The organism is Longivirga aurantiaca (assembly GCF_042660085.1).
In the GTDB taxonomy this organism is placed as follows: domain Bacteria; phylum Actinomycetota; class Actinomycetes; order S36-B12; family CAIYMF01; genus Longivirga; species Longivirga aurantiaca.
This window is the reverse complement of the sequence record NZ_JBHSTI010000002.1, coordinates 598,113-621,482: the sequence shown is the minus strand read 5'-3', so window position 1 is coordinate 621,482 and position 23,370 is coordinate 598,113. Positions and strand designations below refer to the sequence as shown.

Annotated in this window: 26 protein-coding genes; 12 read left to right on the top strand and 14 right to left on the bottom strand. The window is 72.7% G+C overall.

Annotated elements, in window-relative coordinates; translation table 11 throughout:
* Positions 1-18: 18 nt before the first annotated feature.
* Complete coding sequence (locus ACFQGU_RS03235; RefSeq protein WP_386763907.1) at positions 19-294, top strand: DUF4031 domain-containing protein; 276 nt, start codon at positions 19-21, stop codon at positions 292-294.
* Here ACFQGU_RS03235 and ACFQGU_RS03230 read toward each other — a convergent pair whose 3' ends face one another.
* Positions 295-489, bottom strand: a complete 195-nt coding sequence (locus ACFQGU_RS03230; protein ID WP_386763906.1) for a hypothetical protein — start codon at positions 487-489, stop codon at positions 295-297. It lies immediately after the preceding gene.
* A 286-nt stretch (positions 490-775) separates the two neighbouring features.
* On the opposite strand from ACFQGU_RS03230, the gene ACFQGU_RS03225 reads away from it, so the two are divergent.
* Positions 776-1,984: an EAL domain-containing protein gene (locus tag ACFQGU_RS03225; RefSeq protein WP_386763905.1), complete on the top strand. Its 1,209-nt coding sequence runs from the start codon at positions 776-778 to the stop codon at positions 1,982-1,984.
* Positions 1,985-2,081: 97 nt separating this feature from the next.
* On the opposite strand, the gene ACFQGU_RS03220 is transcribed toward ACFQGU_RS03225, so the two are convergent.
* The gene (locus tag ACFQGU_RS03220) at positions 2,082-3,047 is read right to left on the bottom strand and encodes a Vgb family protein (RefSeq protein ID WP_386763904.1); all 966 of its coding nucleotides are present in this window, start codon (positions 3,045-3,047) and stop codon (positions 2,082-2,084) included.
* A 98-nt stretch (positions 3,048-3,145) separates the two neighbouring features.
* On the opposite strand from ACFQGU_RS03220, the gene ACFQGU_RS03215 reads away from it, so the two are divergent.
* Complete coding sequence (locus tag ACFQGU_RS03215) at positions 3,146-3,358, top strand: hypothetical protein (protein ID WP_386763903.1); 213 nt, start codon at positions 3,146-3,148, stop codon at positions 3,356-3,358.
* Between the two features lie 9 nt (positions 3,359-3,367).
* On the opposite strand, the gene ACFQGU_RS03210 is transcribed toward ACFQGU_RS03215, so the two are convergent.
* The gene (locus ACFQGU_RS03210) at positions 3,368-4,537 is read right to left on the bottom strand and encodes an acyl-CoA dehydrogenase family protein (RefSeq protein WP_386763902.1); all 1,170 of its coding nucleotides are present in this window, start codon (positions 4,535-4,537) and stop codon (positions 3,368-3,370) included.
* Between the two features lie 130 nt (positions 4,538-4,667).
* Here ACFQGU_RS03210 and ACFQGU_RS03205 point away from each other — a divergent pair, with 130 nt between their 5' ends.
* Together ACFQGU_RS03205 and ACFQGU_RS03200 are read left to right on the top strand one after the other, a co-directional pair.
* On the top strand, positions 4,668-6,017 hold the full coding sequence (locus ACFQGU_RS03205) for a UDP-glucose dehydrogenase family protein (protein ID WP_386763901.1): 1,350 nt from the start codon (positions 4,668-4,670) through the stop codon (positions 6,015-6,017).
* Between the two features lie 19 nt (positions 6,018-6,036).
* On the top strand, positions 6,037-6,453 hold the full coding sequence (locus ACFQGU_RS03200) for a CoA-binding protein (protein WP_386763956.1): 417 nt from the start codon (positions 6,037-6,039) through the stop codon (positions 6,451-6,453).
* A 73-nt stretch (positions 6,454-6,526) separates the two neighbouring features.
* Here the strand turns inward: ACFQGU_RS03200 and purE are convergent, their stop codons facing one another.
* From purE to ACFQGU_RS03185, 3 genes are read right to left on the bottom strand one after another with little or no spacing between them, the layout of a single operon-like run.
* Positions 6,527-7,060, bottom strand: coding sequence for a 5-(carboxyamino)imidazole ribonucleotide mutase (gene purE / locus ACFQGU_RS03195; RefSeq protein ID WP_386763900.1), 534 nt, complete (start codon positions 7,058-7,060; stop codon positions 6,527-6,529).
* Positions 7,053-8,237 (bottom strand): 5-(carboxyamino)imidazole ribonucleotide synthase, encoded by a 1,185-nt coding sequence (locus ACFQGU_RS03190; protein WP_386763899.1) that lies wholly within the window; start codon positions 8,235-8,237, stop codon positions 7,053-7,055. Before ACFQGU_RS03190 ends, purE begins: the two co-directional genes overlap by 8 nt.
* Entirely contained in the window at positions 8,234-9,223 is a 990-nt protein-coding gene (locus tag ACFQGU_RS03185) for an aldose 1-epimerase (RefSeq protein ID WP_386763898.1), read from the bottom strand. Before ACFQGU_RS03185 ends, ACFQGU_RS03190 begins: the two co-directional genes overlap by 4 nt.
* Before the next feature lie 82 nt (positions 9,224-9,305).
* Here ACFQGU_RS03185 and ACFQGU_RS03180 point away from each other — a divergent pair, with 82 nt between their 5' ends.
* Positions 9,306-9,842, top strand: coding sequence for a GtrA family protein (locus ACFQGU_RS03180; protein WP_386763955.1), 537 nt, complete (start codon positions 9,306-9,308; stop codon positions 9,840-9,842).
* Here ACFQGU_RS03180 and ACFQGU_RS03175 read toward each other — a convergent pair.
* Genes ACFQGU_RS03175 through ACFQGU_RS03150 form a run of 6 tightly spaced genes read right to left on the bottom strand, consistent with a single transcriptional unit; the run spans position 9,773 to position 15,920 of the window.
* Entirely contained in the window at positions 9,773-11,125 is a 1,353-nt protein-coding gene (locus tag ACFQGU_RS03175; protein ID WP_386763897.1) for a sensor histidine kinase, read from the bottom strand. The two genes, ACFQGU_RS03180 and ACFQGU_RS03175, sit on opposite strands and share 70 nt — an antisense overlap.
* Before the next feature lies 1 nt (position 11,126).
* The gene (locus ACFQGU_RS03170) at positions 11,127-11,822 is read right to left on the bottom strand and encodes a response regulator transcription factor (RefSeq protein WP_386763896.1); all 696 of its coding nucleotides are present in this window, start codon (positions 11,820-11,822) and stop codon (positions 11,127-11,129) included.
* On the bottom strand, positions 11,819-13,450 hold the full coding sequence (locus tag ACFQGU_RS03165; RefSeq protein ID WP_386763895.1) for a GGDEF domain-containing protein: 1,632 nt from the start codon (positions 13,448-13,450) through the stop codon (positions 11,819-11,821). The genes ACFQGU_RS03170 and ACFQGU_RS03165 overlap by 4 nt, the downstream gene beginning before the upstream one ends.
* A 49-nt stretch (positions 13,451-13,499) precedes the next feature.
* A complete protein-coding gene (locus ACFQGU_RS03160; RefSeq protein ID WP_386763894.1) occupies positions 13,500-14,513 on the bottom strand; it encodes an adenylate/guanylate cyclase domain-containing protein in 1,014 nt (337 codons plus the stop codon).
* Positions 14,514-14,523: 10 nt separating this feature from the next.
* The gene (locus tag ACFQGU_RS03155) at positions 14,524-15,036 is read right to left on the bottom strand and encodes a PH domain-containing protein (RefSeq protein WP_386763893.1); all 513 of its coding nucleotides are present in this window, start codon (positions 15,034-15,036) and stop codon (positions 14,524-14,526) included.
* A 20-nt stretch (positions 15,037-15,056) separates the two neighbouring features.
* Positions 15,057-15,920 (bottom strand): biotin--[acetyl-CoA-carboxylase] ligase, encoded by an 864-nt coding sequence (locus ACFQGU_RS03150; RefSeq protein WP_386763892.1) that lies wholly within the window; start codon positions 15,918-15,920, stop codon positions 15,057-15,059.
* A gap of 70 nt (positions 15,921-15,990) precedes the next feature.
* On the opposite strand from ACFQGU_RS03150, the gene ACFQGU_RS03145 reads away from it, so the two are divergent.
* From ACFQGU_RS03145 to ACFQGU_RS03130, 4 genes are read left to right on the top strand one after another with little or no spacing between them, the layout of a single operon-like run.
* Complete coding sequence (locus ACFQGU_RS03145) at positions 15,991-17,571, top strand: acyl-CoA carboxylase subunit beta (protein ID WP_386763954.1); 1,581 nt, start codon at positions 15,991-15,993, stop codon at positions 17,569-17,571.
* The gene (locus ACFQGU_RS03140) at positions 17,568-17,792 is read left to right on the top strand and encodes an acyl-CoA carboxylase epsilon subunit (protein ID WP_386763891.1); all 225 of its coding nucleotides are present in this window, start codon (positions 17,568-17,570) and stop codon (positions 17,790-17,792) included. Before ACFQGU_RS03145 ends, ACFQGU_RS03140 begins: the two co-directional genes overlap by 4 nt.
* Positions 17,793-17,802: 10 nt before the next feature.
* Complete coding sequence (locus tag ACFQGU_RS03135) at positions 17,803-18,462, top strand: Maf family protein (protein ID WP_386763890.1); 660 nt, start codon at positions 17,803-17,805, stop codon at positions 18,460-18,462.
* The gene (locus ACFQGU_RS03130) at positions 18,459-18,695 is read left to right on the top strand and encodes a hypothetical protein (RefSeq protein WP_386763889.1); all 237 of its coding nucleotides are present in this window, start codon (positions 18,459-18,461) and stop codon (positions 18,693-18,695) included. The genes ACFQGU_RS03135 and ACFQGU_RS03130 overlap by 4 nt, the downstream gene beginning before the upstream one ends.
* Here the strand turns inward: ACFQGU_RS03130 and ACFQGU_RS03125 are convergent.
* Positions 18,692-19,237, bottom strand: a complete 546-nt coding sequence (locus ACFQGU_RS03125; protein WP_386763888.1) for an NUDIX hydrolase — start codon at positions 19,235-19,237, stop codon at positions 18,692-18,694. The genes ACFQGU_RS03130 and ACFQGU_RS03125 overlap by 4 nt on opposite strands.
* Before the next feature lie 190 nt (positions 19,238-19,427).
* The gene (locus ACFQGU_RS03120; protein ID WP_386763887.1) at positions 19,428-20,948 is read right to left on the bottom strand and encodes an acyl-CoA carboxylase subunit beta; all 1,521 of its coding nucleotides are present in this window, start codon (positions 20,946-20,948) and stop codon (positions 19,428-19,430) included.
* Positions 20,949-21,031: 83 nt separating this feature from the next.
* On the opposite strand from ACFQGU_RS03120, the gene ACFQGU_RS03115 reads away from it, so the two are divergent.
* Together ACFQGU_RS03115 and ACFQGU_RS03110 are read left to right on the top strand one after the other, a co-directional pair.
* Positions 21,032-21,445, top strand: coding sequence for a MerR family transcriptional regulator (locus ACFQGU_RS03115; protein ID WP_386763886.1), 414 nt, complete (start codon positions 21,032-21,034; stop codon positions 21,443-21,445).
* 115 nt (positions 21,446-21,560) lie between these two features.
* A complete protein-coding gene (locus ACFQGU_RS03110) occupies positions 21,561-23,321 on the top strand; it encodes an acetyl/propionyl/methylcrotonyl-CoA carboxylase subunit alpha (RefSeq protein ID WP_386763885.1) in 1,761 nt (586 codons plus the stop codon).
* Positions 23,322-23,370: the final 49 nt, after the last annotated feature.

Here is a 23,370-nt window from a genome sequence, read left to right as displayed (position 1 = left end):
TCCCCGTACGCTGCCCCGGTGGCCATCCTCATCGACCCGCCGAAGTGGTGGCACCGCGAGCGGTGGTGGGGCCACATGGTGAGCGACGTGTCGTACGACGAACTCCACAGCTTCGCCGAGGGCCTGGGCGTGCCCCGGCGCGGGTTCGAGCGCGACCACTACGACATCCCCGAGCACCTGCACCCGCTCGCGCTCGAGGCGGGCGCCGAGCTCGTCACCTCGCGCGACCTCGTGGCGCGCCTGACCGCGGCCGGGCTGCGCCGCCCGAAGAGCGGCCCGCGCGCCGAGGTCTGATCAGGCCGACTGGGCGAGCTTGGTGTCGAGCCGCAGCACCGGCTGCGGCGGTTCGATGAGACGCACCGACGACTGGCCGATCATGTCGCGGGTGCGGACGGCGTACTGCCCGCACGCGCAGATGAGGTACCGCGGGTCCTCGTGCGCGAAGAACGCGTGCTCGTGGTCGAGCCCGAGGTCGATCCGTGCATCCATGAGAGCCTCCCCGATCAGCTACCGCCCCCCCGGACGGGCTGCTGACGCGACGCTAACGCACACCCTGCAAGTGTTGCGAGTCGTTGCTGCAACATATGTGTGAACTCCGCGATCCCTTGTCCTTCAAGGTTGTACGACCTGCGGTGATGCTCGTTGCACGAGTTGCACGGAGGGTCACGTGAACGCACCGTGGGAGCGCTCACCTCAGCCATCGGACTGCGGAGCGTCACCGCAGCGGGGCCGTCCGAGGGGTTCAGGACACACCCGGTTCGGCCGACAAGTAGTCGTGGCCCGACACCGTCGTACCGACACCGCCCAGCAGATCGCCGAGCTGCTCGAGACCGCCAAGGACTCGCTGCGCCTCTCGGTGGCGTTCCTGTCGCGCCTCGACGGCACCACCCAGCACCTCGAGGTGGTCGAGGCCAGCGGGCCGGCGGCCTTGCTCTTCCGCGAGGGCTCGACCCAGGTGCAAGCCACGTCGTTCTGCCAGGCGATCCTCGACGGCGACCTCCCGCACGTCATCACCGACGTCACGCGGCACCCCCGGGCCATGGGGCTGCCCGCGGCGAGGCTGCCGCGGATCCGCAGCTACGTCTCCGTCCCGGTCACGCTCTCGGACGGGACGCTCTACGGCACCCTCTGCGCGGCCGGGCTCACGGCCGACAAGGGGCTGACCAAGCGCGACCAGGCCCTCATGGAGGTGCTCGCCCGGGCGGCCTCGGTGATCCTCGAGCCGGAGCTGCGCGAGCAGGTCGTCCGCGACGAGATCGAGAGCCGGCTGCTGCCCCTGATGCGCTCGGGCGGACCGGTCGTGGTGCTGCAGCCCATCGTGCGGCTGTCGGACGGCGCTCGCGTGGGCGCCGAGGCGCTGTCGCGCTTCCCCGCCGAGTGGGAGCTCGCCCCGGACATGTGCTTCGCCCAGGCGCACAGCATCGGCATCGGGCACCGGCTCGAGCTCCTCGCCCTCGAGCGCGCGGCGGACCACCTCGACGAGGTCGGCGGCTACGTGGCGATGAACGTCTCCCCCGCCACGCTGCTGCTCCCCCAGACCCTCGACCTCCTCGAGCGGGTGGACGCCGAGCGGGTGCTGCTCGAGCTCTCCGAGCACGACCAGGTGGAGGACTACGACGCGCTCGCCTACGGCCTCGAGCCGTTGCGCGCCAAGGGGATGCGCCTGGCCATCGACGACGTCGGCGCGGGCTTCTCCTCGCTGCGCCACATCGTGCTGACCAAGCCGGACGTCATCAAGCTCGACCGGTCGATCGTGGACGGCCTCACCCACGACGACGTGCTCGCGACCCTCGTGCACTCCCTCGTGGAGTTCGGGCACGCTGCGGGAGCCGCCGTCGTCGCCGAGGGGGTCGAGACCGAGGACGACGCGGAGACCCTCCGCCGGCACGGCGTCGACTACGGCCAGGGCTGGCACTTCGGGCGGCCCGGACCGGCGCGCGACCTCGCGCCTGCGATGTCCATGCCTGCCGCCGTGCACCGCTGAGGAAGCCCTCAGGACCGCGCTCTCGGCGCCGACGAGGTGGTCGAAGCCCCCGATGGCTGGGTCACCCGTACCTTGCCGCAGGATCAGGCGAGCGCGCTCAGCCGGCGCCCTCGACCGAGAGCACGACCACGGCGTCGGCGAGGGCGTCGCTCACGAGCGCCGACCCGGCGAGCTGGAGCACGTCGACGTTCGACCGGTCCCGCAGGCCACCGGCGTCGGCGTCGAACAGGGGCGACACCGCACCCGATCCGAGGTCGACGTACACCGCGCCCGGGCCCTCCTGCAGCCCGACCAGCAGGCTGCCCGCGACCCCCGCGGCGAGGCCGTCCGGGTCGCCGGGGACGGCGAACCGGGCCACCTCGGCGAGGCTGTCCGGGTCGAGCCCGAGCACGACGTCGTCGTCCATGCAGCTCGCGTAGACCGTGCCGTCGACGTACGCGACGTCCTGAGCCCCGGGGCACGCCACCTTCGACGCGGTGACCTTGCCCGTGCGCGGCGTGACGCGCACGATGCGACCGCCCTCGAAGTCGGTGACGAACAGCGAGCCGAGCCCGCCGGTCACGAGCCGGGGAGCACCCCCGACGTCGTACCGCGCCACCACCTCGCCGCTCGCCGGGTCCACCTCGACGAGGGCCGCCTCCTTCTGCAGCACGACGAACAGATGGCCGTCGAACGCGACGACCCCCTCGGGCTCATCGCCGATGTCGACGCTGCGCCCGACGGTGCCCGTGGCGGGGTCGACCTCGGTGAGCCGGCCGTCGGCGATGGTCGTGACCCACAGCGAGCCGTCGAGCACCGCCATCCGCAGCGGGGTGTCGCCGACGGGCACCGGTTCCCCCGGCACCCCGTCGGCGTCGATCGACGTGACGACGCCGCTCGCGGACCAGGCGACCCAGGCGGTGCCGTCGACGTCCGCCAGGCCGACCGGACCGAGCAGCAGGGGCCCGGGCGACGAGGCAGCCGCGCTCGTGGACGACTCGGCGGGGGCCGACGGCCCCGAGGCGCAGCCGGCCAGGAGCAGCCCGGCCGCAGCCACGGGCACCGTCCACCGGAGGCTCCGCATGGGCAGATCATGGCCCCGTCTGCCGTCGCAGTGTCCCCGAACGGGCGACATCCGCCGTCGACGCGCCCGAGGGCACCGGCCGGTGCCATGCTGCGGAGATGGCGGCTCGCATGGTCGGGATCGTGCGCAGCCCCGCCGTGCCCGGGTTCGACGACGCCGGCCAGCCGCTCGACGACTCGGTCGAGCACGAGCTGCTCGACTGGACCGGCACCGAGGCTCGGTGGCCGGCCGGCGCGCTGGAGACCCTCGTCGTCGCCCCGAACCCGGACGTGCCGTGGCGACGCAGGTGGTCGACCGGCGGACGGCTCTGACCGCTCAGGTCAGTACTGCTCGAGCAGCTTCCTGGCCATCACGATCCTTTGAACCTGGTTCGTGCCTTCGTAGATCTGGGTGATCTTGGCGTCGCGCATCATGCGCTCGACGGGGTAGTCCTTCACGTAGCCGTAGCCGCCGAGCACCTGCACGGCGTCGGTGGTGATCTCCATCGCGGCGTCCGACGCGAAGCACTTGGCGGCAGCGCCGAAGAACGTGAGGTCGGCGTCGTTGCGCTCGCTCTTGGCGGCAGCGACGTACACGAGCTGGCGGGCGGCCTCGAGCTTCATGGCCATGTCGGCGAGCATGAACTGGATGCCCTGGAACTCCGCGATCGCCTTGCCGAACTGGCTGCGCTCCTTGGCGTACGCCGCGGCCGCGTCGAGCGCGCCCTGCGCGATCCCGACTGCCTGCGCGCCGATGGTCACGCGCGTGTGGTCGAGGGTCTGCATCGCGATCGCGAAGCCCTCCCCGACCTCGCCGATGCGGCGGGAGTCGGGGATGCGCACGTTGTCGAAGTAGAGCTCGCGGGTGGGGCTGCCCTGGATGCCGAGCTTGCGCTCGGGAGCGCCGAAGGAGAATCCCTCGTCGCCCTTCTCCACCACGAACGCCGTGATGCCGCCGTGGGTCCGCTTCTCCGGATCGGTCAGCACCATCACGGTGTAGTACTCCGAGACGCCGGCGTTGGTGATCCAGCGCTTGGCGCCGTCGAGCACCCAGTCGTCGCCGTCGCGCACGGCCTTGGTGGTCATGCCGCCGGCGTCGGAGCCAGCACCGGGCTCGGACAGCGCGTAGGAGAACATGCCCTCGCCGCGCGCCAGCCTCGGCAGGTAGGCCTGCTTGATCTCCTCGGACCCGGCCAGGATCAGGGGCATCGAGCCGAGCTTGTTGACCGCCGGGATGAGGGACGACGACGCGCAGACGCGTGCGACCTCCTCGATCACGATGCACGCGGCGAGCGCGTCGCCACCGGCGCCGCCGTACTCCTCCGGCACATGGATCGCGTGGAAGTCCGACGCCGTCAGCGCGGCCAGCACGTCGTGCGGGAACTCGTGGGTCTCGTCGATCTCCGCTGCGCGGGGCGCGATCTTGTCGGTCGCCAGTGCCCGGATCGCCTCGCGGAGCAGGTCGTGCTCCTCGCGCGGGCGGTACAGGTCGAAATCGCTGCTGCCGGCCATGGTGGCCACCTTCTCTCGTACGGTGCTCCCGATGTTAACGACCGGTAACCCCCGCCGCGCGCGGGGCCTCGAGCCCCGATCGGGTGCGGGTGAAACACCCTCGACACGCCTGCCCGGATAGGGTCGAGGGATGACGTCGAACGAGTTCGTGCCCCGTCGTGTGACCGTCGTCGGCTGCGGCTACCTGGGGGCGGTGCATGCGGCAGCGATGGCGGAGATCGGCCACGACGTGGTCGGCTTCGACGTCGACGAGGCGAAGGTGGCGCTGCTCAACACCGGGCACACCCCGTTCTACGAGCCCGGCCTCGACGACCTGCTCGAGCGCACCCTGGCCACCGGTCGCCTGCGCTTCACGACGTCGTACCAGGAGGCCGCCGACAACGGCGACGTCATCTTCCTGTGCGTCGGCACGCCGCAGCGCAAGGACTCCAACGCCGCCGACCTCGTCTACGTGCGCTCGGCCGTCGAGAACCTCGCGCCGCTGCTCACCGAGCCGGCGCTCGTCCTCGGCAAGTCGACCGTGCCGGTCGGCACCGCCGAGTGGGTGCGCGACACGCTTCGCGAGCTCGCCCCGGCGGGCGACGCCGTACGCCTCGCGTGGAACCCCGAGTTCCTGCGCGAGGGCTTCGCGGTCAAGGACACCCTCTCCCCCGACCGCCTGGTGGTCGGCGTCGACGACCCCGCCGACGCCGCGGAGCTCGCGACGGTCTACGGCCCGATCCTCGAGCAGGGCATGCCCTGGGTCGTCGTCGACCTCGCGACCGCGCAGCTCGTGAAGAACGCCGCCAACGCGTTCCTCGCCACCAAGATCTCCTTCATCAACGCGATGGCCGAGCTGTGCGAGGCCACCGGCGCCGACGTCGTGGCGCTCGCCGACGCGATCGGCCACGACGCACGCATCGGACGCCGCTTCCTGCAGGCCGGCGTCGGCTTCGGCGGCGGCTGCCTGCCCAAGGACCTGCGCGGCTTCATGGCCCGCGCCGAGGAGCTCGGAGTCGACCAGGCACTGGCGTTCCTCTCGGAGGTCGACTCGATCAACCTGCGCCGCCGCAAGCGCGCGGTCGACGTCGCCACCGAGCTGCTCGACGGCGACGTCACCGGCAAGAGGATCGCCGTGCTCGGCGCCGCGTTCAAGCCCGACAGCGACGACATCCGCGACTCGCCCGCGCTCGACGTCGCCGGCACGCTGCACGAGATGGGCGCCGACGTCCGCGTGCACGACCCGAAGGCGCTCGACAACGCGCGCCGCACCCGCCCGGGCCCGCAGTACTGCGACGACGTGCGCGAGGCCCTCGCCGGCGCCGACGTCGTGCTGCACCTCACCGAGTGGCGCGAGTACCGCGAGCTCGACCCTGCCGAGATCGGCGCCCTCGTCGCCGGCAAGAAGCTGCTCGAGGGCCGCAACGCGCTCGACGTCGACCGCTGGGTCGCCGCCGGCTGGGACGTCAAGGCGCTCGGACGCCCGCGCGTCGGCGGATGAGGTGAGCCCCGACCCCGACCTGTACGGCGACGATGCGACGGCCGAGCGGCTGCTGCGCGACACCGACATCTGGGTCGTGGCCGGGCTGTCGCAGAACGCTGAGCGGGCGGCGTACGGCGTGGCCCGCGTGCTGCAGTCGCACGGCAAGCGGATCGTGCCGGTGCACCCGCGCGCGCAGACCGTGCACGGCGAGCAGGGCTACGCGACGGTCGAGGACGCGTCGTTCTCGCTGGGACCGATCGACGTCGTCGACTGCTTCGTGAACTCCCGCCGCGTCGGCGAGGTGGTCGACGCCGCGATCGCCGTGGGCGCCAAGGCGGTGTGGCTGCAGCTCGACGTGATCGACGAGGCCGCAGCCCGCCGCGCCCGCGATGCCGGCCTCGACGTCGTCATGAACCGCTGCCCCGTCATCGAGTACCGCCGCCTCACCCTCTGAAGTCCGCGAGTTACTGCCCAAATGTTCGTTGAAGGCAGCGCTTCAGCGTCCATTTGGGCAGTAACTCGGAGCCCTACAGGGATTGGCGGAGGGTGGCGCCCTTGTCCTTCGCGCTCTGGTTGAGCTGGGCCTGGAAGGCTGCCATGCGCTGACGCAGCACGGCGCCGCGCTCGTCGTCGCCAGCCGCGAGCATGCGTACGGCGAGGAGCCCCGCGTTGCGCGCGTTGCCGATCGCCACGGTCGCAACGGGCACGCCGGCGGGCATCTGCACGATCGAGAGCAGCGAGTCCATGCCGTCGAGGTTCGCGAGCGGCACCGGCACGCCGATCACCGGCAGGGGCGTGAGCGAGGCGAGCATGCCGGGCAGGTGCGCGGCGCCGCCGGCGCCCGCGATGATCACGCGCAGGCCGCGGTCGATCGCGGTGCGGCCGTACTCGACCATCTCCTCGGGCATGCGGTGCGCGGAGACCACGCCGATCTCGTGCGCGACCCCGAACTCCGCGAGCGCCTCGGCCGCGGCCTTCATGACCGGCCAGTCGGAGTCCGAGCCCATCACGATGCCGACGAGCGGCACTCCGCCGACCGCGGTGGTGAGGCCGTCACTCATCGATGACTCCCGTGAGGTAGCCGGCGGCGTGGTGCGCGCGCCCGAGGAGGTCGTCGAGGTCGTCCCCGACGACGGTCACGTGGCCGAGCTTGCGCCCCGGCCGCACGTCCTTGCCGTACATGTGGATCTTGAGCCCCGGGTCGCGCGCCATGCAGTGCAGGTAGGCGCGGTAGAGGCCGTCCTCCTTGTCGCCGCCGAGCACGTTGACCATCACGGCGTACGGCGCGATCGCGGACGGGTCGCCGAGCGGCAGGTCGAGCACCGCGCGCAGGTGGTTCTCGAATTGCGAGGTCACCGCGCCGTCGATCGACCAGTGGCCGGAGTTGTGCGGGCGCATGGCGAGCTCGTTGACGAGCACGCGGCCGTCGCGGGTCTCGAACATCTCGACCGCGAGCATGCCGACCACCTCGAGCGCCTTGGCCACGGTGAGCGCGGCCTGCTGCGCGGCGACAGCCTCGTCGTCGGTGAGGCCGGGAGCCGGCGCGACGACCTCGGTGCAGATGCCGTTGGTCTGCACGGTGCGGACGACGGGGTAGGCCACGGCCTGGCCGTGCGGGCTGCGGGCGACCTGCGCCGACAGCTCCTGCACGAAGTCGACCTTCTCCTCCGCGAGCCAGCGGGCGCCCGGGTTGAGCGCGGTCGACGCGATGAGCGCGGACGCCTCGGCGTACGAGCCGACCACCCAGACGCCGCGGCCGTCGTACCCGCCGCGCGAGGTCTTGAGAACCAGGGGCCACCCGGCCTCGGCGCCGAACGCCTCGAGCTGCTCGACCTCGTCGATCGCGGCCCAGCGCGGGCACGGCACACCGGCGGCGGTGAGCGCCTCGCGCATGATGATCTTGTCCTGCGCGTGCACGAGCGCCCGGCCCCCGGGGCGTACGGCGACGCCCTCGTCCTCGAGCGTCTTCAGGAGCAGCGGCGGCACGTGCTCGTGGTCGAACGTGATGACGTCGCACCCGGCCGCGAACCGGCGCAGGTCGTCGAGGTCGTCGTGGTTGCCGAGCCGCACGTCGCGCACGGCCTGGGCCGCGCTCTCCTGCATCGAGGTGGCGAGCACGCGCAGGCCGACGCCGAGCGCGATGGCAGGCTGCTGCAGCATGCGGGCGAGCTGGCCGCCCCCGATCACACCCACGACGGGGAACCCGGGCGCGACGTGGGCGTCGACGGACGAAGTCACTCCCCGAGCCTAGTGGGACGCCGTCGGAGCTCGATCTCGTAGACCGCCGTCACGGCCTCGCCCGGCTCGCAGGTGCGCAGCGGCCACCAGCCGCGGAACGGGTCGGTCGGCGCGGTCATCGGCTCCACGCACACGGTGTCGATGATGAGCGGCGCGAACACGACGGCCACGTCGTACCCCTGGACGTAGCGCACGACCACCTCCCGCGGGCCGGCCGCGACGGTGACCTCGGTGCCGTCGGGCACCTCGAGGAACACGTCGTCGAGGAAGGCGTCGCCGAGCGCCCCCTCCGGCAGCGGGGTCTCGGCGACCTCGCCGGTCGGGATGTTCTCGGCGTCGAGGGTGGCGCGGCGGTGCAGCGGACCGTGTACCTCCCACTGGGCGCGGGGCACGTCCGGGAAGTCGAACCACGGGTGCCAGCCGAAGGACACCGGCACGGCCCGCTCCCCCACTGCGTCGAGCTCGGTGGTCACCCGCAGCACCGTGCCGGCGAGCTCGACCGTCACCACGAGGTCGTGGCGGAACGGGAACTGCGCGAAGCAGTCGAGCGACTCGTCGAACCGCAGCCGGGCGCGCAGCACCGCGGCGTCGTCGGACGCGCCCGCGTGCTCCACCTCCCACTCGGCCGCCCCGGCCAGCAGGCCGTGGATGGGGTGCCCGTTGTCGTCGCCGTGCACGCGCGGGTCGCCCACGGCCACGGTCCAGGTCGCGTCGCCCACGGTCTGCGTAGGCGCCGACAGGCGGTTGGCCCAGGGGGCGAGCAGCGGGATCCCGAAGGTCGACCCCTTTCCGAGGTACGCCGTCATCCCGCCCCGACGGGCGAGCACGTCCACGCCGTCGAGCGTGAGCGAGGTGCCGACCATGCCGGCCGCGGGCACGAAGACGGCCTCGACGCCGTCGGGCGAGACGAGCGTCACGCTGGCGAGGCCGGGAACGTCCCGATCGGTGCCGTGCCGGACGTCGTACCCGCTCCGACCTGCGCTCACGCCGTCCTCCGCCGCGTCCGAACCCCCGCGTGCGCGGAGCAGGGAGAGGCTAGCGGGAGCGCTCACACAGTGCGGGCACCTCCTGCGCGACAGGTACCATCAGCCGGTGAGCGAGACGACCCCCAGCCGTCGCGGTCTCGTCCGAGGGCTGATCGACCAGGTCGACAAGCTCTGGCACGAGGTCGCGAAGTTCGGCGTCGTCGGCGCCTTCGCCTTCGTGATCGACGTCGGCCTGTTCAACCTCCTGCGGTTCGCCGGGGGCGAGGGCCCGATGTACGACAAGCCCCTCACGGCCAAGGTCGTGAGCGTTGCGGTCGCGACGACGTTCGCCTACTTCGGCAACCGCTACTGGACCTTCCGGCACCGCGGGCGCACGAGCTTCCACCGCGAGTACCTGCTCTTCTTCGTGCTCAACGGCGTGGGCATGGCCATCTCGGTCGCCTGCCTCTGGATCTCGCACTACCTGCTCGGCTTCACCAGCGCGCTCGCCGACAACATCAGCGCCAACGTGATCGGCCTCGGGCTCGGCACGCTGTTCCGCTTCTGGTCCTACCGCCGCTGGGTGTTCCCGGAGGACGTCGAGGCCGCCGACGAGGCTGCGATCGCCACGTCGGCCTGAGGCTCCTGCCCCACCCCCGCCCGGGGCTCGGTCTCGGGCAGCGCGGGCAGGAAGATCGCGAACACCGCCGGCCGCGGCGAGATCAGCTCGAGCCGGCCGCCGTCGCCGCTCACGAGGGTGCGCGCCACGGCGAGGCCGAGCCCGGACGAGCCGCCCCCGCTCACCGTGCGGTCGAACACCTGGCCCTCGAGCTCCGGGGCGACGCCGTCGCCCTCGTCGGCCACCTCGACCACGGCCCAGCCCGAGGTCAGCCGGATCCTGACGGTCGTGATGCCCGCCCCGTGGGCGAGCGAGTTCTCCAGCAGGGTCGCGAGCGCCTGGGCCTGGGCGCCCGGCTCGGCCACCACCCGGATGCCGTCCCGTCCGCTGACCCGCAGGTCGCGACCCGCCGCCCGGTACGCCGGCAGCCACTCCTGCACCTGGTCGCGCACCATCGAGTCGACCGCGAACTCCACCGGCATCGACGAGCGCTGGCCGCGCATCACGCCCACCACCTCGTCGACCACGCCCGCGAGCCGCTCGACCTGCGCGAGCGCGACCGTGGCCTCCTCGTGCGCGACGTCGAGATCGTCGGTCATCGCGATCTCCTCGAGCCGCATCGAGATCGCGGTGAGCGGTGACTTCAGCTGGTGCGAGGCGTCCTGCGTCGCCTGGCGCTCGCGCTCGAGCATCTGGTCGAAGCGGCTCACGCCGGTGTCGAGCACCTCGGCGACCATGTCGATCTCGGCGAGGCCGTAGCGCTTCTTCAGCCCACGCCGGTCGCCCGTCGCGACCGAGGCGATGAACTCCTTGAAGTCCTCGAACGGCTGGGTGAGCCGACGGGTGTAGAACCACGCCACCGCCATGGCGGCGGCGAGCGCGCCGAGCGAGATCGCCAGCACGATGAGGCCCTGGCCGACCACCTGCTGCACCTTGGACGCGGTCGAGATCGCGACCGTGGCGGTGACCGAGTCGTCCTTGGCCGTGCCGACGAAGCCGGCGCCGTCGAACGGCTCCCCCGCGCTGAGGACGAACGCCGGGCCCCACCGCTGGTCCTTCGGCACCACGACCTCGATGTAGGCGCCGTTGCTCACCGCGAACGGCTCGAGGTCCTCGACCGTGGGCCTGACGCCGAGTGCCACCTTCGCCTGCACGTCGGTCGCCAGCTTCGACGCCGCACCGTCGGCCCGCGACTGCGCGGCGCCGGTCGTCATCTGCCAGATCACGGTCATCAGCACGACGCCGAGCAGGGTCAGCGCGAACAGCGTGGTGCTGAACACGAGCAGCAGGATCCGGCGCCGCACCTCAGGCCTCCGAGTCCAGCCGGAGGCCCACCCCGCGGACGGTCGTGACCTGGGCGCCGGCTGGGCCGAGCTTGCGGCGCAGGGTCGACACGTGCATGTCGAGGGTCTTGGTCGCACCGAGCCACTCGGTGCGCCACACCTCGCGCATGATCACCTCGCGGCTGACGACCGTGCCTGCGCGGCGCACGAGCAGGAGCAGGAGCTCGTACTCCTTGGGCGTGAGGCCGACGTCGCCCGGCACCCCGTCGACGAGCACCCGCCGCGAGCTGTTGTCGACCGTGATGCGGCCGACCGTCACGATGTCGCCGTCGGCGCCCGTGCGCCGCAGCTGCACGCGGATCCGCGCGAGCAGCTCGGCCAGCCGGAACGGCTTGGCCACGTAGTCGTCAGCGCCCGCGTCCAGCCCGAGGACGAGGTCGGGCTCCGCGGTGCGGGCGGTGAGCACCAGCACGGGCAGGTCGGCGCCCCGCGCCCGCAACGTGCGGCAGACGTCGAGGCCGTCCATCCCGGGCAGGCCGAGGTCGAGCAGCAGCAGGTCGGCCGTGCCGGACAGGCCGCCGGCGAGCGCGGCGGGTCCGTCCACGACGTGGCGCACGTCGTAGCCCTCGCGGCGCAGCGCGCGCAGCAGCGGGGTCGAGATGTGCGGGTCGTCCTCGGCGAGGATGACGCGCGGCGCCCGGGCCGCGGCCGCGCTCATCGGTGCAGCGCGACGGCGACGGCCGCGCGCAGGACGTTGGCGTAGGGGCGCATGGGCGCGGAGAGCTCGTCGCCGACCACCTCGACGAGCCACGCGGCCTCGCCGGCGCTGGAACCCCCGCACATGAGCATCTCGCTCAGGCCGCCGGCCATGAGCAGCGCGGTCTCGGCGGGGTCGCTGCGCGCGTCGTCGACGTCGACCACGACCACCTGGCCCGAGGCTGCGGCGTACGACGCCGGGAACTCCTCGACCGGGAACTCGTCGACGGCGAAGAAGCGCGCCGAGTCGCTCATCTCCCCGGTGCGTGCGACGCCGGACTCCACCGTCTCGATCGTGCCCAGCGTCTGCATGACGCGCGAGACGAACCAGCCCGCCGCGTCGACGGTCTCCGCGAGCACCTTCGCCACCACCACCAGGCGGCCGAGCGCCTCGAGGTCGGGCACCTCGTCGAGGCGGGCGAGCGCGACGTCGAGGAACACACCGGGCTCGCGGGAGCCACGACCGCGGAAGGCGCGACGGTCGCCCTCGACCGACCCCCCCGAGGCCGCATCAGGGGACGCACGACGCCCGGCGACCACCGGCACCAGCGACTCGGACCGCTTCGCGCGGTACTGCGCAGCATCGGCCGCGCGCAGCAGGCGGGCGGGGGTGCTGGCCGCCGACCCGAGGTCCTCGGTGGTCGCGATGCCGCACGCCACGCCGTGCTCGAGCTCCTCGTGGGCGCGGCGGCAGATGTCCTCGGCGAGCGCGACCACGCGGTCGGACGGCATCCCGACGGTGAGGGCGCAGAACTCGTCGCCGCCGAGGCGCGCGGTCAGGACGCCTGCATGCACGGCGGCGGCCGCGGCGAGCTCGCTGGCGAACGTGGTGAGGACGAGGTCTCCGGCGTCGTGACCGCGGGCGTCGTTGACCGCCTTGAGCCCGTTGACGTCCGCGACGATCACGCCCACCGGCACGCCGCTCTCGCGGTGCTGGGCGAACGCGATGTCGAGTTGGTCCTCGAAGGCCCGTCGGTTGGCCAGGCCGGTGAGGTCGTCGGTGTAGACGAGCCGCTCGACCCGCGCCACGTGCTCGGCCTGCGCGATGCCGGCGCCCACCTGGGTGGCGACGAGGCGTCCGAAGGCGATGTCGTCCTCGGAGTACGGCGGGTGCTCGGCGGTGCGGCCGGCCCAGAGCTCGCCCCAGACCCTGCCGTCGAGGTGCACCGGCACCGACAGCACGCTGTGCAGGCCGTCGCGCTCGAGCAGCTGGTCGACCGCGAGGTCTCCGTGCACGTCTCCGCGGGTCTGGACGAACGCGGCGCCCTCGGTGAACATCCGCACCACGAGCGGGTGGTCGGCGAGGCCGTACACCTCGTCGGTGGGGTGCCGGTCCTGGTTGGCCGCGAGCGTGCCGACGTTGACGAGCGTGCGCACCAGGCCGCGGTCGCGCTCCCAGACCGACAGCGACACCGACGAGGCGCCGAGCGCCTGCCGCGACTCCTCGGCCATGACGTCGAGCAGGTCGGCGTAGTCACGGGACGCCGTCACGAGCGTCACGAGCTCCATGAGCGAGCGCATGCGGGCGGAGTCCTCGTCGGGCACGCGGCCCGACGGGACGATGGCGCCCTGCTCCGCCCCCACGTTCACCCTCCAAGTATCGACCACGGCGGCCGGGGGCTGGAGGTCGCCTCGCGGTTCAGGCGCCGGGCGCCCGGCCCAGCAGCACGGGGCGGACCAGACCGATCCCCCGGACGGCCCGCGGCGGCACCGGGCGCAGCGTGAACGCCGGCTCGTCGTGCAGCACCTCGGCCGTCGCCGCGTCGACCAGGACGGTGTCCGGGCGGGCCACAGCGGTGAGCCGGTTGGCGAGGTTCACGGTCGTGCCGAACACGTCGCCGCGCCGGGTCACGACCACGCCGGTCGCCAGGCCGATCCGCAGGCGCGGCATCTCCTCGTCGGCCTCGTGCTCGGCGATGAGCCGCAGGCTCGCCTCGGCGGCGGCGGCCGGATCGGCGGCGACGAAGAGGATCTCGTCGCCCAGGGTCTTGATCACGCGGCCCCCGCTGCCCACCACGATGTCGGCCGAGCGCGACTCGAACCGCTCGACCAGCCGGGCCAGCTCGTCCTCCTCGAGCCGGCGCGAGAGCCGGGTGAAGCCCACCTGGTCGGCGAAGCCGACGGTGAGATGCCCCGTCTCGACCTCCCCGGAGGCCTCGGCGTCGGCGAGACCGCGCTCGAGGGCGGCGGCGAGCTGACGTCGCCAGACGTGCACGAGGAGGCGCTCGAGCACCGGCAGCAGCAGGTCGAGCTCGCGCCCGAGCGCTGCTGCGGACGTGGGGCCGAGGGGGTCGTCGAGGTCGAGGACGCCGTTCTCGGCGAGGAGCCGGCCGAAGGTGTCGGCCTGCCAGTCGGCGAGCCGGCTCGTCGTGAGGCCGAGGGCGCGGGTGACCTCGACCGCGTCGTCCCGGTCGAGCAGGTCGCGGGCGACGAGGCTCTCGAGCTCGCGCAGCGCCCCGAGGTCGCCCTCGGTGAAGGCCACGGTGTCGCCGACGTCGGCGAACCCCATCGCGCGCCACAGCCGCCGGGCCTCCACCAGAGGGACGCCGGAGAGCTCGGCCACCTCGTCGTGCCGCAGCGACCGAGGGGTGCCCAGCACCTTCTCCACGAGTGCGTCGACGACGTCCTCGGGGCGGGGGGCCTGCTCGCTCACCGGGACGCGGTCAGACGTCGCGCGAGGAGGGCCTGTTGCGGCGGCGCTCGTCGTCCTCGTCGTGCAGGCGGTAGATCTCGCGCTGGATGTCCTCGACGTCCGGGACGCTGCTGATGATGAGCTGGCCCTGGGTGCCGGCCGACTCGATCATGAGCGTGCCGCAGTTGAGGAACCGCTCGATCGCACCCTTCTTGAACGAGACGTCGTTGACGCGCGAGAGCGGCATGTCGCGGCCCGAGCGCGAGATGAGTCCGGTGCGCACGATGATGCGGTGGTCGGTGATGACGTACTGCGTCGTGAACCAGTAGAGGAACGGGCGCAGGACCCAGATCACGAGCACGAGCAGCATGACCACGAGGACGGTCCAGCGGAGGCCTGGGTTGTCCCACGACGCGATGGCGAAGATGCCGACGGCCAGCGTCACGAGCAGCACGATCACCGGCATCACGAGGGCGCGCCAGTGCGGCTTGAGCTCGTAGACGATGGACTCGTCGTCGGCCAGGAGCTTGGTCGGGTAACCCATGGCTCGATCGTGTCAGATCCTCAGCGCAGATGTTCGACGTCCCCCGCAGAGAGCGTGTGCGCGGTGCCGTCGGCGGCCCGGACGAGCAGGCGCCCCGAGCCGTCGACGTCGGTCGCCGTCCCCTCGAGCTCACCCCCGCCGGGCAGGAGGACCCGCACGGGCCGGCCCAGGGTGAGGCAGGCCTCCCGATAGGCGTCGAGGAGCCCCGAGCGGTCCGGGTCCCCCCCGGTGAGCTGCCACCGCACGTAGTGCCGGCGCAGGGCCACGAGCACGTCGACCACGAGCTGCTCGCGGCCCACGTCGGCCCCCTCGAGCCGGGTCGAGGTGGCCCGAGGCACGGGCGCCTCCTCGGCCGTGAGGTCGACGTTGAGCCCGATCCCGGTCACCACGGCCGGCCCGGACCGCTCGGCGAGCAGGCCGCCGAGCTTGCGCGGGCCGGGGGTGCCGTCGCGCGCGTCGCCGTCGACGACGACGTCGTTGGGCCACTTGAGCCGGGCGGCGACCCCCTGGGCGGCCAGCGCCTCGACCACCGCGACCCCGGTGAGCAGGGGGATCCAGCCCCAGGCCGCCTCGGGCACCACCGGCCTGAGCACGACCGACATCGCCACGCCCGCGCCGTAGGGCGAGGCCCAGCTGCGACCGAGGCGACCGCGGCCGTCGGTCTGCTCGTCCGCGACCACGGTGAAGCCCTCCGGCGCGCCCTCCTGCACCTGCCCCACGGCGTCGGCGTTGGTCGAGCCGGTGGAGGGGATCACGGCCACCGTGCCCCAGGCCGAGTCGCCCGCCCGGTCGAGCGCGTCCTGCAGCGCGTCGTCGTCGAAGGAGCGGGGGTCGTGCGAGGTGCGTCGCACCTCGTCGAAGGGGCGGGAGTCAGGGGGGGCCACGTGGCTAAGGTACGAGGGACGGGCAGCTCTTCTAGTGAATGGGTGACGTGCGGTGACCGCAGCGCCGGAGATCTCGGGCCAGACCCCTGCACCGACCACCACGGCGGGCAAGATCGCCGACTTCGAGAACCGCCGTGAGGCCGCGGCCCATGCCGCGCCCGAGAAGTCGGTGCAGAAGCAGCACGACCGCGGCAAGGCCACGGCCCGCGAGCGCATCGAGATGCTCCTCGACGAGGGGTCGTTCGTGGAGCTCGACGCCCTGGCGCGGCACCGGTCCAACGCCTTCGACCTTCCCGACAACCGTCCGTACGGCGACGGCGTCGTCACCGGCTACGGCACGGTCGACGGGCGCCCGGTGTGCGTGTTCGCCCAGGACTTCACCATCTTCGGCGGAAGCCTCGGCGAGGTCTTCGGCGAGAAGATCGTCAAGGTCATGGACCTCGCGATGAAGACCGGTGTGCCGATGATCGGCATCAACGACTCCGGCGGTGCGCGCATCCAGGAGGGCGTGGTCTCGCTCGGCCTCTACGGCGAGATCTTCCGCCGCAACGTGCAGGCCTCGGGCGTCATCCCGCAGATCTCGCTCATCATGGGCCCGTGCGCGGGCGGCGCCGTGTACTCGCCCGCGATCACCGACTTCACCGTGATGATCGACAAGACCTCGCACATGTTCATCACCGGTCCGGACGTCATCAAGACGGTCACGGGCGAGGACGTCGGCTTCGACGAGCTCGGCGGTGCGCGCACCCACAACAGCAAGAGCGGTGTGGCCCACGCGATGCTCGCCGACGAGGTCGAGGGGATGGACTTCGTCAAGGCGCTGCTCGGGTTCCTGCCGAGCAACAACCTCGACGAGGTGCCGGCGTTCGACATCGAGGCCGACCTCGCCGTCACCGACGACGACCTCACGCTCGACACCGTCGTGCCGGACTCGCCCAACCAGCCGTACGACATGCACAAGGTGATCGAGGCCGTCCTCGACGACGCCGACTTCCTCGAGATCCAGCCCCTCTGGGCGCCCAACATCATCGTCGGCTTCGGCCGCGTCGAGGGCCGCTCGGTCGGCGTCGTCGCCAACCAGCCGATGCAGTTCGCCGGCACGCTCGACATCGACGCGTCGGAGAAGGCCGCGCGCTTCGTGCGCACGTGCGACGCGTTCAACATCCCGGTGCTGACCTTCGTCGACGTCCCCGGCTTCCTGCCGGGCACCGACCAGGAGTGGAACGGCATCATCCGCCGCGGCGCCAAGCTCATCTACGCGTACGCCGAGGCCACGGTGCCCCTCGTCACGGTCATCACGCGCAAGGCGTACGGCGGTGCCTACGACGTCATGGGGTCCAAGCACCTCGGCGCCGACGTCAACCTCGCCTGGCCCACGGCGCAGATCGCCGTCATGGGCGCGCAGGGCGCGGTCAACATCCTCTACCGCCGTGAGCTCGCCAAGGCCGAGGACCCGGACTCGATGCGCGCCGAGTACATCGCCGAGTACGACGACACCCTCGCCAACCCGTACATCGCGGCGGAGCGCGGCTACATCGACGCGGTCATCAAGCCGAGCGAGACGCGCGCCCAGGTGACCCGCGCGCTGCGGGCGCTGCGCAGCAAGCGCGCCTCGCTGCCCCCGAAGAAGCACGGGAACATCCCGCTGTGAGCGCCGAGGAGAGCACCGAGCGGCCGGTGCTGCGCATCGTGCGCGGTGGCCCGACCGCCGACGAGGTGGCGGCTCTGGTCGCCGTCGTGGCCGCCGCCGGCTCGGCGGGCGCCGAGCACCCGCGCAGCGCACCCGCGTCCGCGGGCTGGGCGGCGCACCAGCGCACCGTCCGCGGCCCGCTCCCGGCGGGCGGCTGGCGCGCCTCGGCAGCCCCTCGGTGACACTGGACCTGTGACCCCGCACCGTCCGCTCGTCCTCGCCTCGGCATCCCCGGCCCGGCTCGCGCTGCTGCGCGGTGCCGGCATCGAGCCGACCGTCCGCGTGAGCGGCGTCGACGAGCCCGCGATCGAGGCGGCGCTGGCAGCCGAGGGCCGCAGCTCGCCCGCAGATGTGTGCGAGGCCCTCGCGATCGCCAAGGGCAAGGCAGTGCTCGCCGACGTCCGCGCCGAGCTGCCCGCCGCGGTGCTCGTCGCGTGCGACTCGGTGCTCGACCTCGACGGCGTCGCGCTCGGCAAGCCCGCCGACGCCGCGGAGGCTGCAGCCCGGTGGCGCGCGATGCGCGGACGCACGGGCGTGCTGCGCACCGGGCACTACGTCGTACGCCTCGACCGGCTCGGGGAGCGCCCAGCGACCGGCCCGGTCGCGACGTCCCACGTCGTGTCGACCACCGTCCGCTTCGCGGACCTCGACGACGCCACGATCGAGGCGTACGTCGGCACCGGCGAGCCGCTGCGCGTGGCGGGAGCCTTCACGATCGACGGCATCGGCGGCCCCTTCGTCGAGGAGCTCGAGGGCGACCACACGAACGTGGTGGGCCTGTCGCTGCCGTTCGTGCGCAGCGCGGTCGAGAGCCTCGACATCCGCTGGACCGACCTCTGGAACCGGACATGAGCCCCACCAGGGGCGAGAGGCGCCGCGCGTCGGCGTGGGCGTTCTCCGACCGGCTCACGCGACTCGCGGCCAAGGTCGTCGGCCCCGCGCAGCTCGGCGACATCGACCACGCGACCGTCGTGGACTCGGAGCTGCCGGCCACCCCGTGCGCGAGCTGCGGGAAGCCCTTGTCGAGCCACGCGCTCGAGCGCACGACCGACGCGAAGATGCGGCTCTACTGCCCGACCGACTAGCGGCTCGCGACGACCTCGAGCGCCACCGTCTCCCGCTCGATCCATGCGAGGTCGTCCGGCTCCGCCGCGGTGTCCGGCGACGACGACGGCCCTGCCTCGAGGCGGGCGTCGCGCAGGCCGCGGTTCACCGCGAGGGCGTGCCGGACGTCGACCCAGACGGGCACGAGGGCGAGGGTGCGCTCCCGGAGGTCGTGCGCGACCTGTCCGAGACCGTCGTGGACGTCGCAGGCGTAGAAGCGCGACTCGTGCGCGAACACCGCGCCCGGCTCGCGGGCCGGCCGCTCGTCGACCACCGTCAGGACATGCTCGCCGACGCGGTCGAGCCGGGCGCCGCACTCCTCGAGCAGCTCGCGGGCCAGCGCCTGCTCCACGGTCTCGCCCGCATCGAGCCCGCCGCCGGGGAACCGGTAGTCGCCGCTGCGGGACACGAGCAGGAGGACGTCGTCGCCGCGGCGCACCACCGCGCGGGTCGCCTCCCGCCGCACCCGGACGGCGTCCTCGGGCATCGGCACGCCGTGGACGATGCGCACGACGCGCGTCACGGGGTCTCCCGCAGGGCATGAGTGAGGCCCCTCGCACGGGGAGATTGAGGGGCCTCGCTCGCGACCCTAGCGGTCCTCATCGTCGCCACCTGGTCAACCGAAGGGACGTTTCCCGATGTGTCGCAGCGCTTCTCGCCGGTCACGCGCGACACTGCGTGCTTGTGCGACAACACTAGGTGACGCGCTGCCGTCAGACGGGCGGAACGCCGTGACGGCGGTGGCTGAAGTGCCGCTCGCGCCGCGCGGCCGACCGGAGACGTACGTCGATCTCGCGGCGCAGCTCGCCCGGCTCGACCACCGCATCGATCACCAGGTCGTCGGCCAGGCGCAGCAGGTCGATGTCGGCGAGGTACTCGGACCGCCGCGCGGCCACGAACGCCTCGCGCTCGCCGGCGTCCTCGATCGCGGCGATCTTGTTCGCGTAGACCGCGTTGACGGCCGCCTCGGGACCCATCACCGCGATGCTCGCGGTCGGGAGCGCGATGCACGCATCGGGGCCGAAGCCCGGGCCGGCCATCGCGTACAGGCCGGCGCCGTACGCCTTGCGCACCACGACAGACACCTGCGGCACGGTGGCCTCGCTGACGGCGGTGATCATCTTCGCGCCATGCCGGATGATCCCCTCGCGCTCGACCTGCGAGCCGATCATGAAGCCGGGCACGTCGGCGAGGTAGACGAGCGGCACGTTGAACGCGTCGCACCACCAGATGAAGCGGGCGGCCTTGTCGGCGCTGTCGCCGAACAGCACACCCCCGCGCACGGCGGAGTTGTTGGCGACGACGCCGACGCTGCGGCCCTCGATGCGCCCGAACCCCACGACGAGCTCGCCAGCGAACAGCGGCTTGATCTCGAAGAACGAGCCGTCGTCCACGATGCCCTCGACGATCTCGCGGATGTCGAACGGGACGCTCTCGGGCATCGGCACGCAGTCGGCGTCGAGCACCCGCCCGGCCGGCTCGGGCGCGTACGCCGGAGGGTCCTCGCGCCAGCACTGCGGCAGGTACGACAGCACGAGCCTCGCCTGCTCGATCGCGTCGGCGTCGTCCTCGGCGAGGTTGTCGCCGCAGCCCGAGACGGTGGCGTGCATCCGCGCGCCGCCCATCTCCTCGAGCGTCACCGTCTCGCCCACCACCATCTCGGCCATGCGCGGGCTGCCGAGGTACATCGAGGCGTTGCCCTCGACCATGATCACGACGTCGCAGAAGGCGGGGATGTACGCGCCGCCCGCGGCCGACGGCCCGAAAAGGCAGCAGATCTGCGGCACCTTCCCCGAGAGCGCCACCTGGTTGCGGAAGATGCGCCCGGCACCGCGGCGCCCGGGGAAGAGGTCGACCTGGTCGGTGATCCGCGCACCGGCGGAGTCGATGAACCAGAAGAGCGGGATCTCCTCGACCAGGGCGGCCTCGGTCGTGCGGATGATCTTCTCGACCGTGCGCGCGCCCCAGGACCCCGCCTTCACCGAGGGGTCGTTGGCCACCACGAGCACCGGCCGTCCGTCCACCGTGCCGCGGCCGGTCACCACGCCGTCGGCCGGGTAGCCGGGCGTGCCCGCGTGCGCGAGCTGGCCGTCCTCGACGAACGACCCGGCGTCCACGAGCAGGGCGATGCGCTCGCGGGCGTGCAGCTTGCCCTGGGCCGCCAGCTTGGCGGCGGCCGCCGGCGCGACCTCGTGGGTGGCGGCGCGGGCCGCGCGGATCGCATCCTTGCTCATCGTGGCCCTCCGGGTGGGTTGACGTTGACGTAAAGGTGAAGGTAGCGGTTCACTGTCCCCGACGCCAGACCCCGGGAGGGCCCGTGAGCACGACGCGCACCGCCACCACGTACACCGTGGGCGAGCTCGCGGCCGATCTGGGCGTCACCACCCGCACCCTGCGCTTCTACGAGGAGGCCGGGATCGTCACCCCGGCCCGCACCGGCTCGGGCAGCGCCCGGGCCTACGGCGCGCGCGACCGCGCCCGCCTCGTGCTCGCGCTGCGCGGCAAGCGCTTCGGCATGTCGCTCGCCGAGATCCGCGAGATCGTCGACATGTACGACGCCGAGCCGGGCGAGTCCGGCCAGATCCGGCGCCTGCTCGACTCGCTCGAGCGGGTCCGCGCGGACCTGGCGGCACGGCGCGAGGAGCTCGACCGCACGCTCGCCGAGGTGGACGACGTCACCCGTCGCTGCCTCGCGCGGCTCGAGGAGATCGGGCCCGCCCCGACGGGGTGACAGATCTCCCACGACGGGTCCTTCACCCAGCCCACGCGGAGGTACGTGCGTCCGGCAAGATCGGTCCCGGTGCGCGACAACCGCACCACACATCCGCGACAGGAGCATCACCGCGATGACCATCTCGAAGGTCCTCATCGCCAACCGTGGCGAGATCGCCATCCGAGTCGCCCGGGCCTGCCGTGACTCCGGTATCGCGTCCGTGGCCGTCTACGCGGACCCGGACCGTGACGCCCTGCACGTGAAGGCGGCCGACGAGGCCTTCGCCCTCGGCGGGTCGACGGCGGCAGAGACCTACCTGGTCGTCGAGAAGCTGCTGGACGCCGCCCGGAAGTCCGGCGCCGACGCCGTCCACCCCGGCTACGGGTTCCTCTCCGAGAACGCCGACTTCGCCCAGGCCGTCATCGATGCCGGGCTCACGTGGATCGGTCCGCCCCCGCAGGCCATCCGCGACCTCGGCGACAAGGTGTCCGCGCGCCACATCGCGCAGCGCGCCGGCGCCCCGCAGGTCGAGGGCACGCCCGACCCCGTCCAGAACGCCGACGAGATCGTCGAGTTCGCCAAGGCCCATGGTCTCCCGATCGCCATCAAGGCGGCGTTCGGCGGCGGCGGTCGCGGTCTCAAGGTCGCACGCACCCTCGAGGAGATCCCCGAGCTGTTCGACTCCGCCGTCCGCGAGGCCGTCGCGGCCTTCGGCCGGGGCGAGTGCTTCGTCGAGCGCTACCTCGACAACCCGCGCCACGTCGAGACCCAGGTGCTCGCCGACCAGCACGGCAACGTCGTCGTCGTCTCGACCCGCGACTGCTCGCTGCAGCGCCGCCACCAGAAGCTCGTCGAGGAGGCGCCGGCGCCGTACCTCAGCGAGGCGCAGACCGAGCAGCTCTACAACGCGTCCAAGGCGATCGTGAAGGAGGCCGGCTACTACGGCGCCGGCACCTGCGAGTTCCTCGTCGGCCTCGACGGCACGATCTCGTTCCTCGAGGTCAACACGCGTCTGCAGGTCGAGCACCCGGTCTCGGAGGAGGTCACGGGCATCGACCTCGTCCGTGAGCAGTTCCGCATCGCGAACGGCGAGGAGCTCGGCTTCACCGACCCCCCGCTGCGCGGCCACTCGTTCGAGTTCCGCATCAACGGCGAGGACCCCGGCCGCTCGTTCCTCCCCGGCCCCGGCGTGCTCACCGTGTGGAACCCGCCGTCCGGCCCCGGCGTCCGCCTCGACGCCGGCTTCACCGCGGGCGACGTGATCGGCGGCAACTTCGACTCGCTGCTCGCCAAGCTGATCGTCACCGGCGCCACCCGTGAGCAGGCGCTCGAGCGCTCGCGCCGTGCGCTGGACGAGTTCGAGATCGACGGCATCGCCACCGCGCTCACCTTCCACCGCGTGGTCGTGCGCGACCCGGCCTTCGCCACCGATGACGCGACGCCGTTCTCGGTGCACACCCGCTGGATCGAGACCGAGTTCGACAACCAGATCCCGGCCTACTCCGGCGCCCCGGCGGACGTCGAGGAGCCCGAGGAGCGCCAGACGCTCACGGTCGAGGTCGGCGGCAAGCGCGTCGAGGTCAGCCTGCCGGGCGGGATCTCCTTCGGCGGGGGCGGCCACGCCGGCCCGAAGAAGGCGCCCAAGCGCAGCGCGAAGAAGTCGGGCAGCGCGGCCTCCGGCGACGCGGTCGCGGCCCCCATGCAGGGCACGATCGTCAAGGTCGCGGTCGAGGAGGGCCAGGCCGTGGCCGCGGGCGACCTCGTCGTCGTCCTCGAGGCGATGAAGATGGAGCAGCCCCTCACCGCCCACAAGGCGGGCACCGTCACCGGCCTCGCGGCCGAGGTCGGAGCCACCGTCCCGAGCGGCACCGTCCTGCTGGAGATCAAGGACTGACCGCCGCACGATTCTGCTCGTAGGGAACGCCCCCCGGCCCGGGAACGGT

What these genes read in the sequence shown, in the direction of transcription:
- ACFQGU_RS03170 (WP_386763896.1), bottom strand. Translation starts at nt 11,822, where the DNA reads ATGAGCGCGGCCGCGGCCCGGGCGCCGCGCGTCATCCTCGCCGAGGAC.
- ACFQGU_RS03220 (WP_386763904.1), bottom strand. Translation starts at nt 3,047, where the DNA reads ATGCGGAGCCTCCGGTGGACGGTGCCCGTGGCTGCGGCCGGGCTGCTC.
- ACFQGU_RS03215 (WP_386763903.1), top strand. Translation starts at nt 3,146, where the DNA reads ATGGCGGCTCGCATGGTCGGGATCGTGCGCAGCCCCGCCGTGCCCGGG.
- ACFQGU_RS03110 (WP_386763885.1), top strand. Translation starts at nt 21,561, where the DNA reads ATGACCATCTCGAAGGTCCTCATCGCCAACCGTGGCGAGATCGCCATC.
- ACFQGU_RS03230 (WP_386763906.1), bottom strand. Translation starts at nt 489, where the DNA reads ATGGATGCACGGATCGACCTCGGGCTCGACCACGAGCACGCGTTCTTC.
- ACFQGU_RS03130 (WP_386763889.1), top strand. Translation starts at nt 18,459, where the DNA reads ATGAGCCCCACCAGGGGCGAGAGGCGCCGCGCGTCGGCGTGGGCGTTC.
- ACFQGU_RS03210 (WP_386763902.1), bottom strand. Translation starts at nt 4,537, where the DNA reads ATGGCCGGCAGCAGCGATTTCGACCTGTACCGCCCGCGCGAGGAGCAC.
- ACFQGU_RS03205 (WP_386763901.1), top strand. Translation starts at nt 4,668, where the DNA reads ATGACGTCGAACGAGTTCGTGCCCCGTCGTGTGACCGTCGTCGGCTGC.
- ACFQGU_RS03155 (WP_386763893.1), bottom strand. Translation starts at nt 15,036, where the DNA reads ATGGGTTACCCGACCAAGCTCCTGGCCGACGACGAGTCCATCGTCTAC.
- purE (WP_386763900.1), bottom strand. Translation starts at nt 7,060, where the DNA reads ATGAGTGACGGCCTCACCACCGCGGTCGGCGGAGTGCCGCTCGTCGGC.
- ACFQGU_RS03120 (WP_386763887.1), bottom strand. Translation starts at nt 20,948, where the DNA reads ATGAGCAAGGATGCGATCCGCGCGGCCCGCGCCGCCACCCACGAGGTC.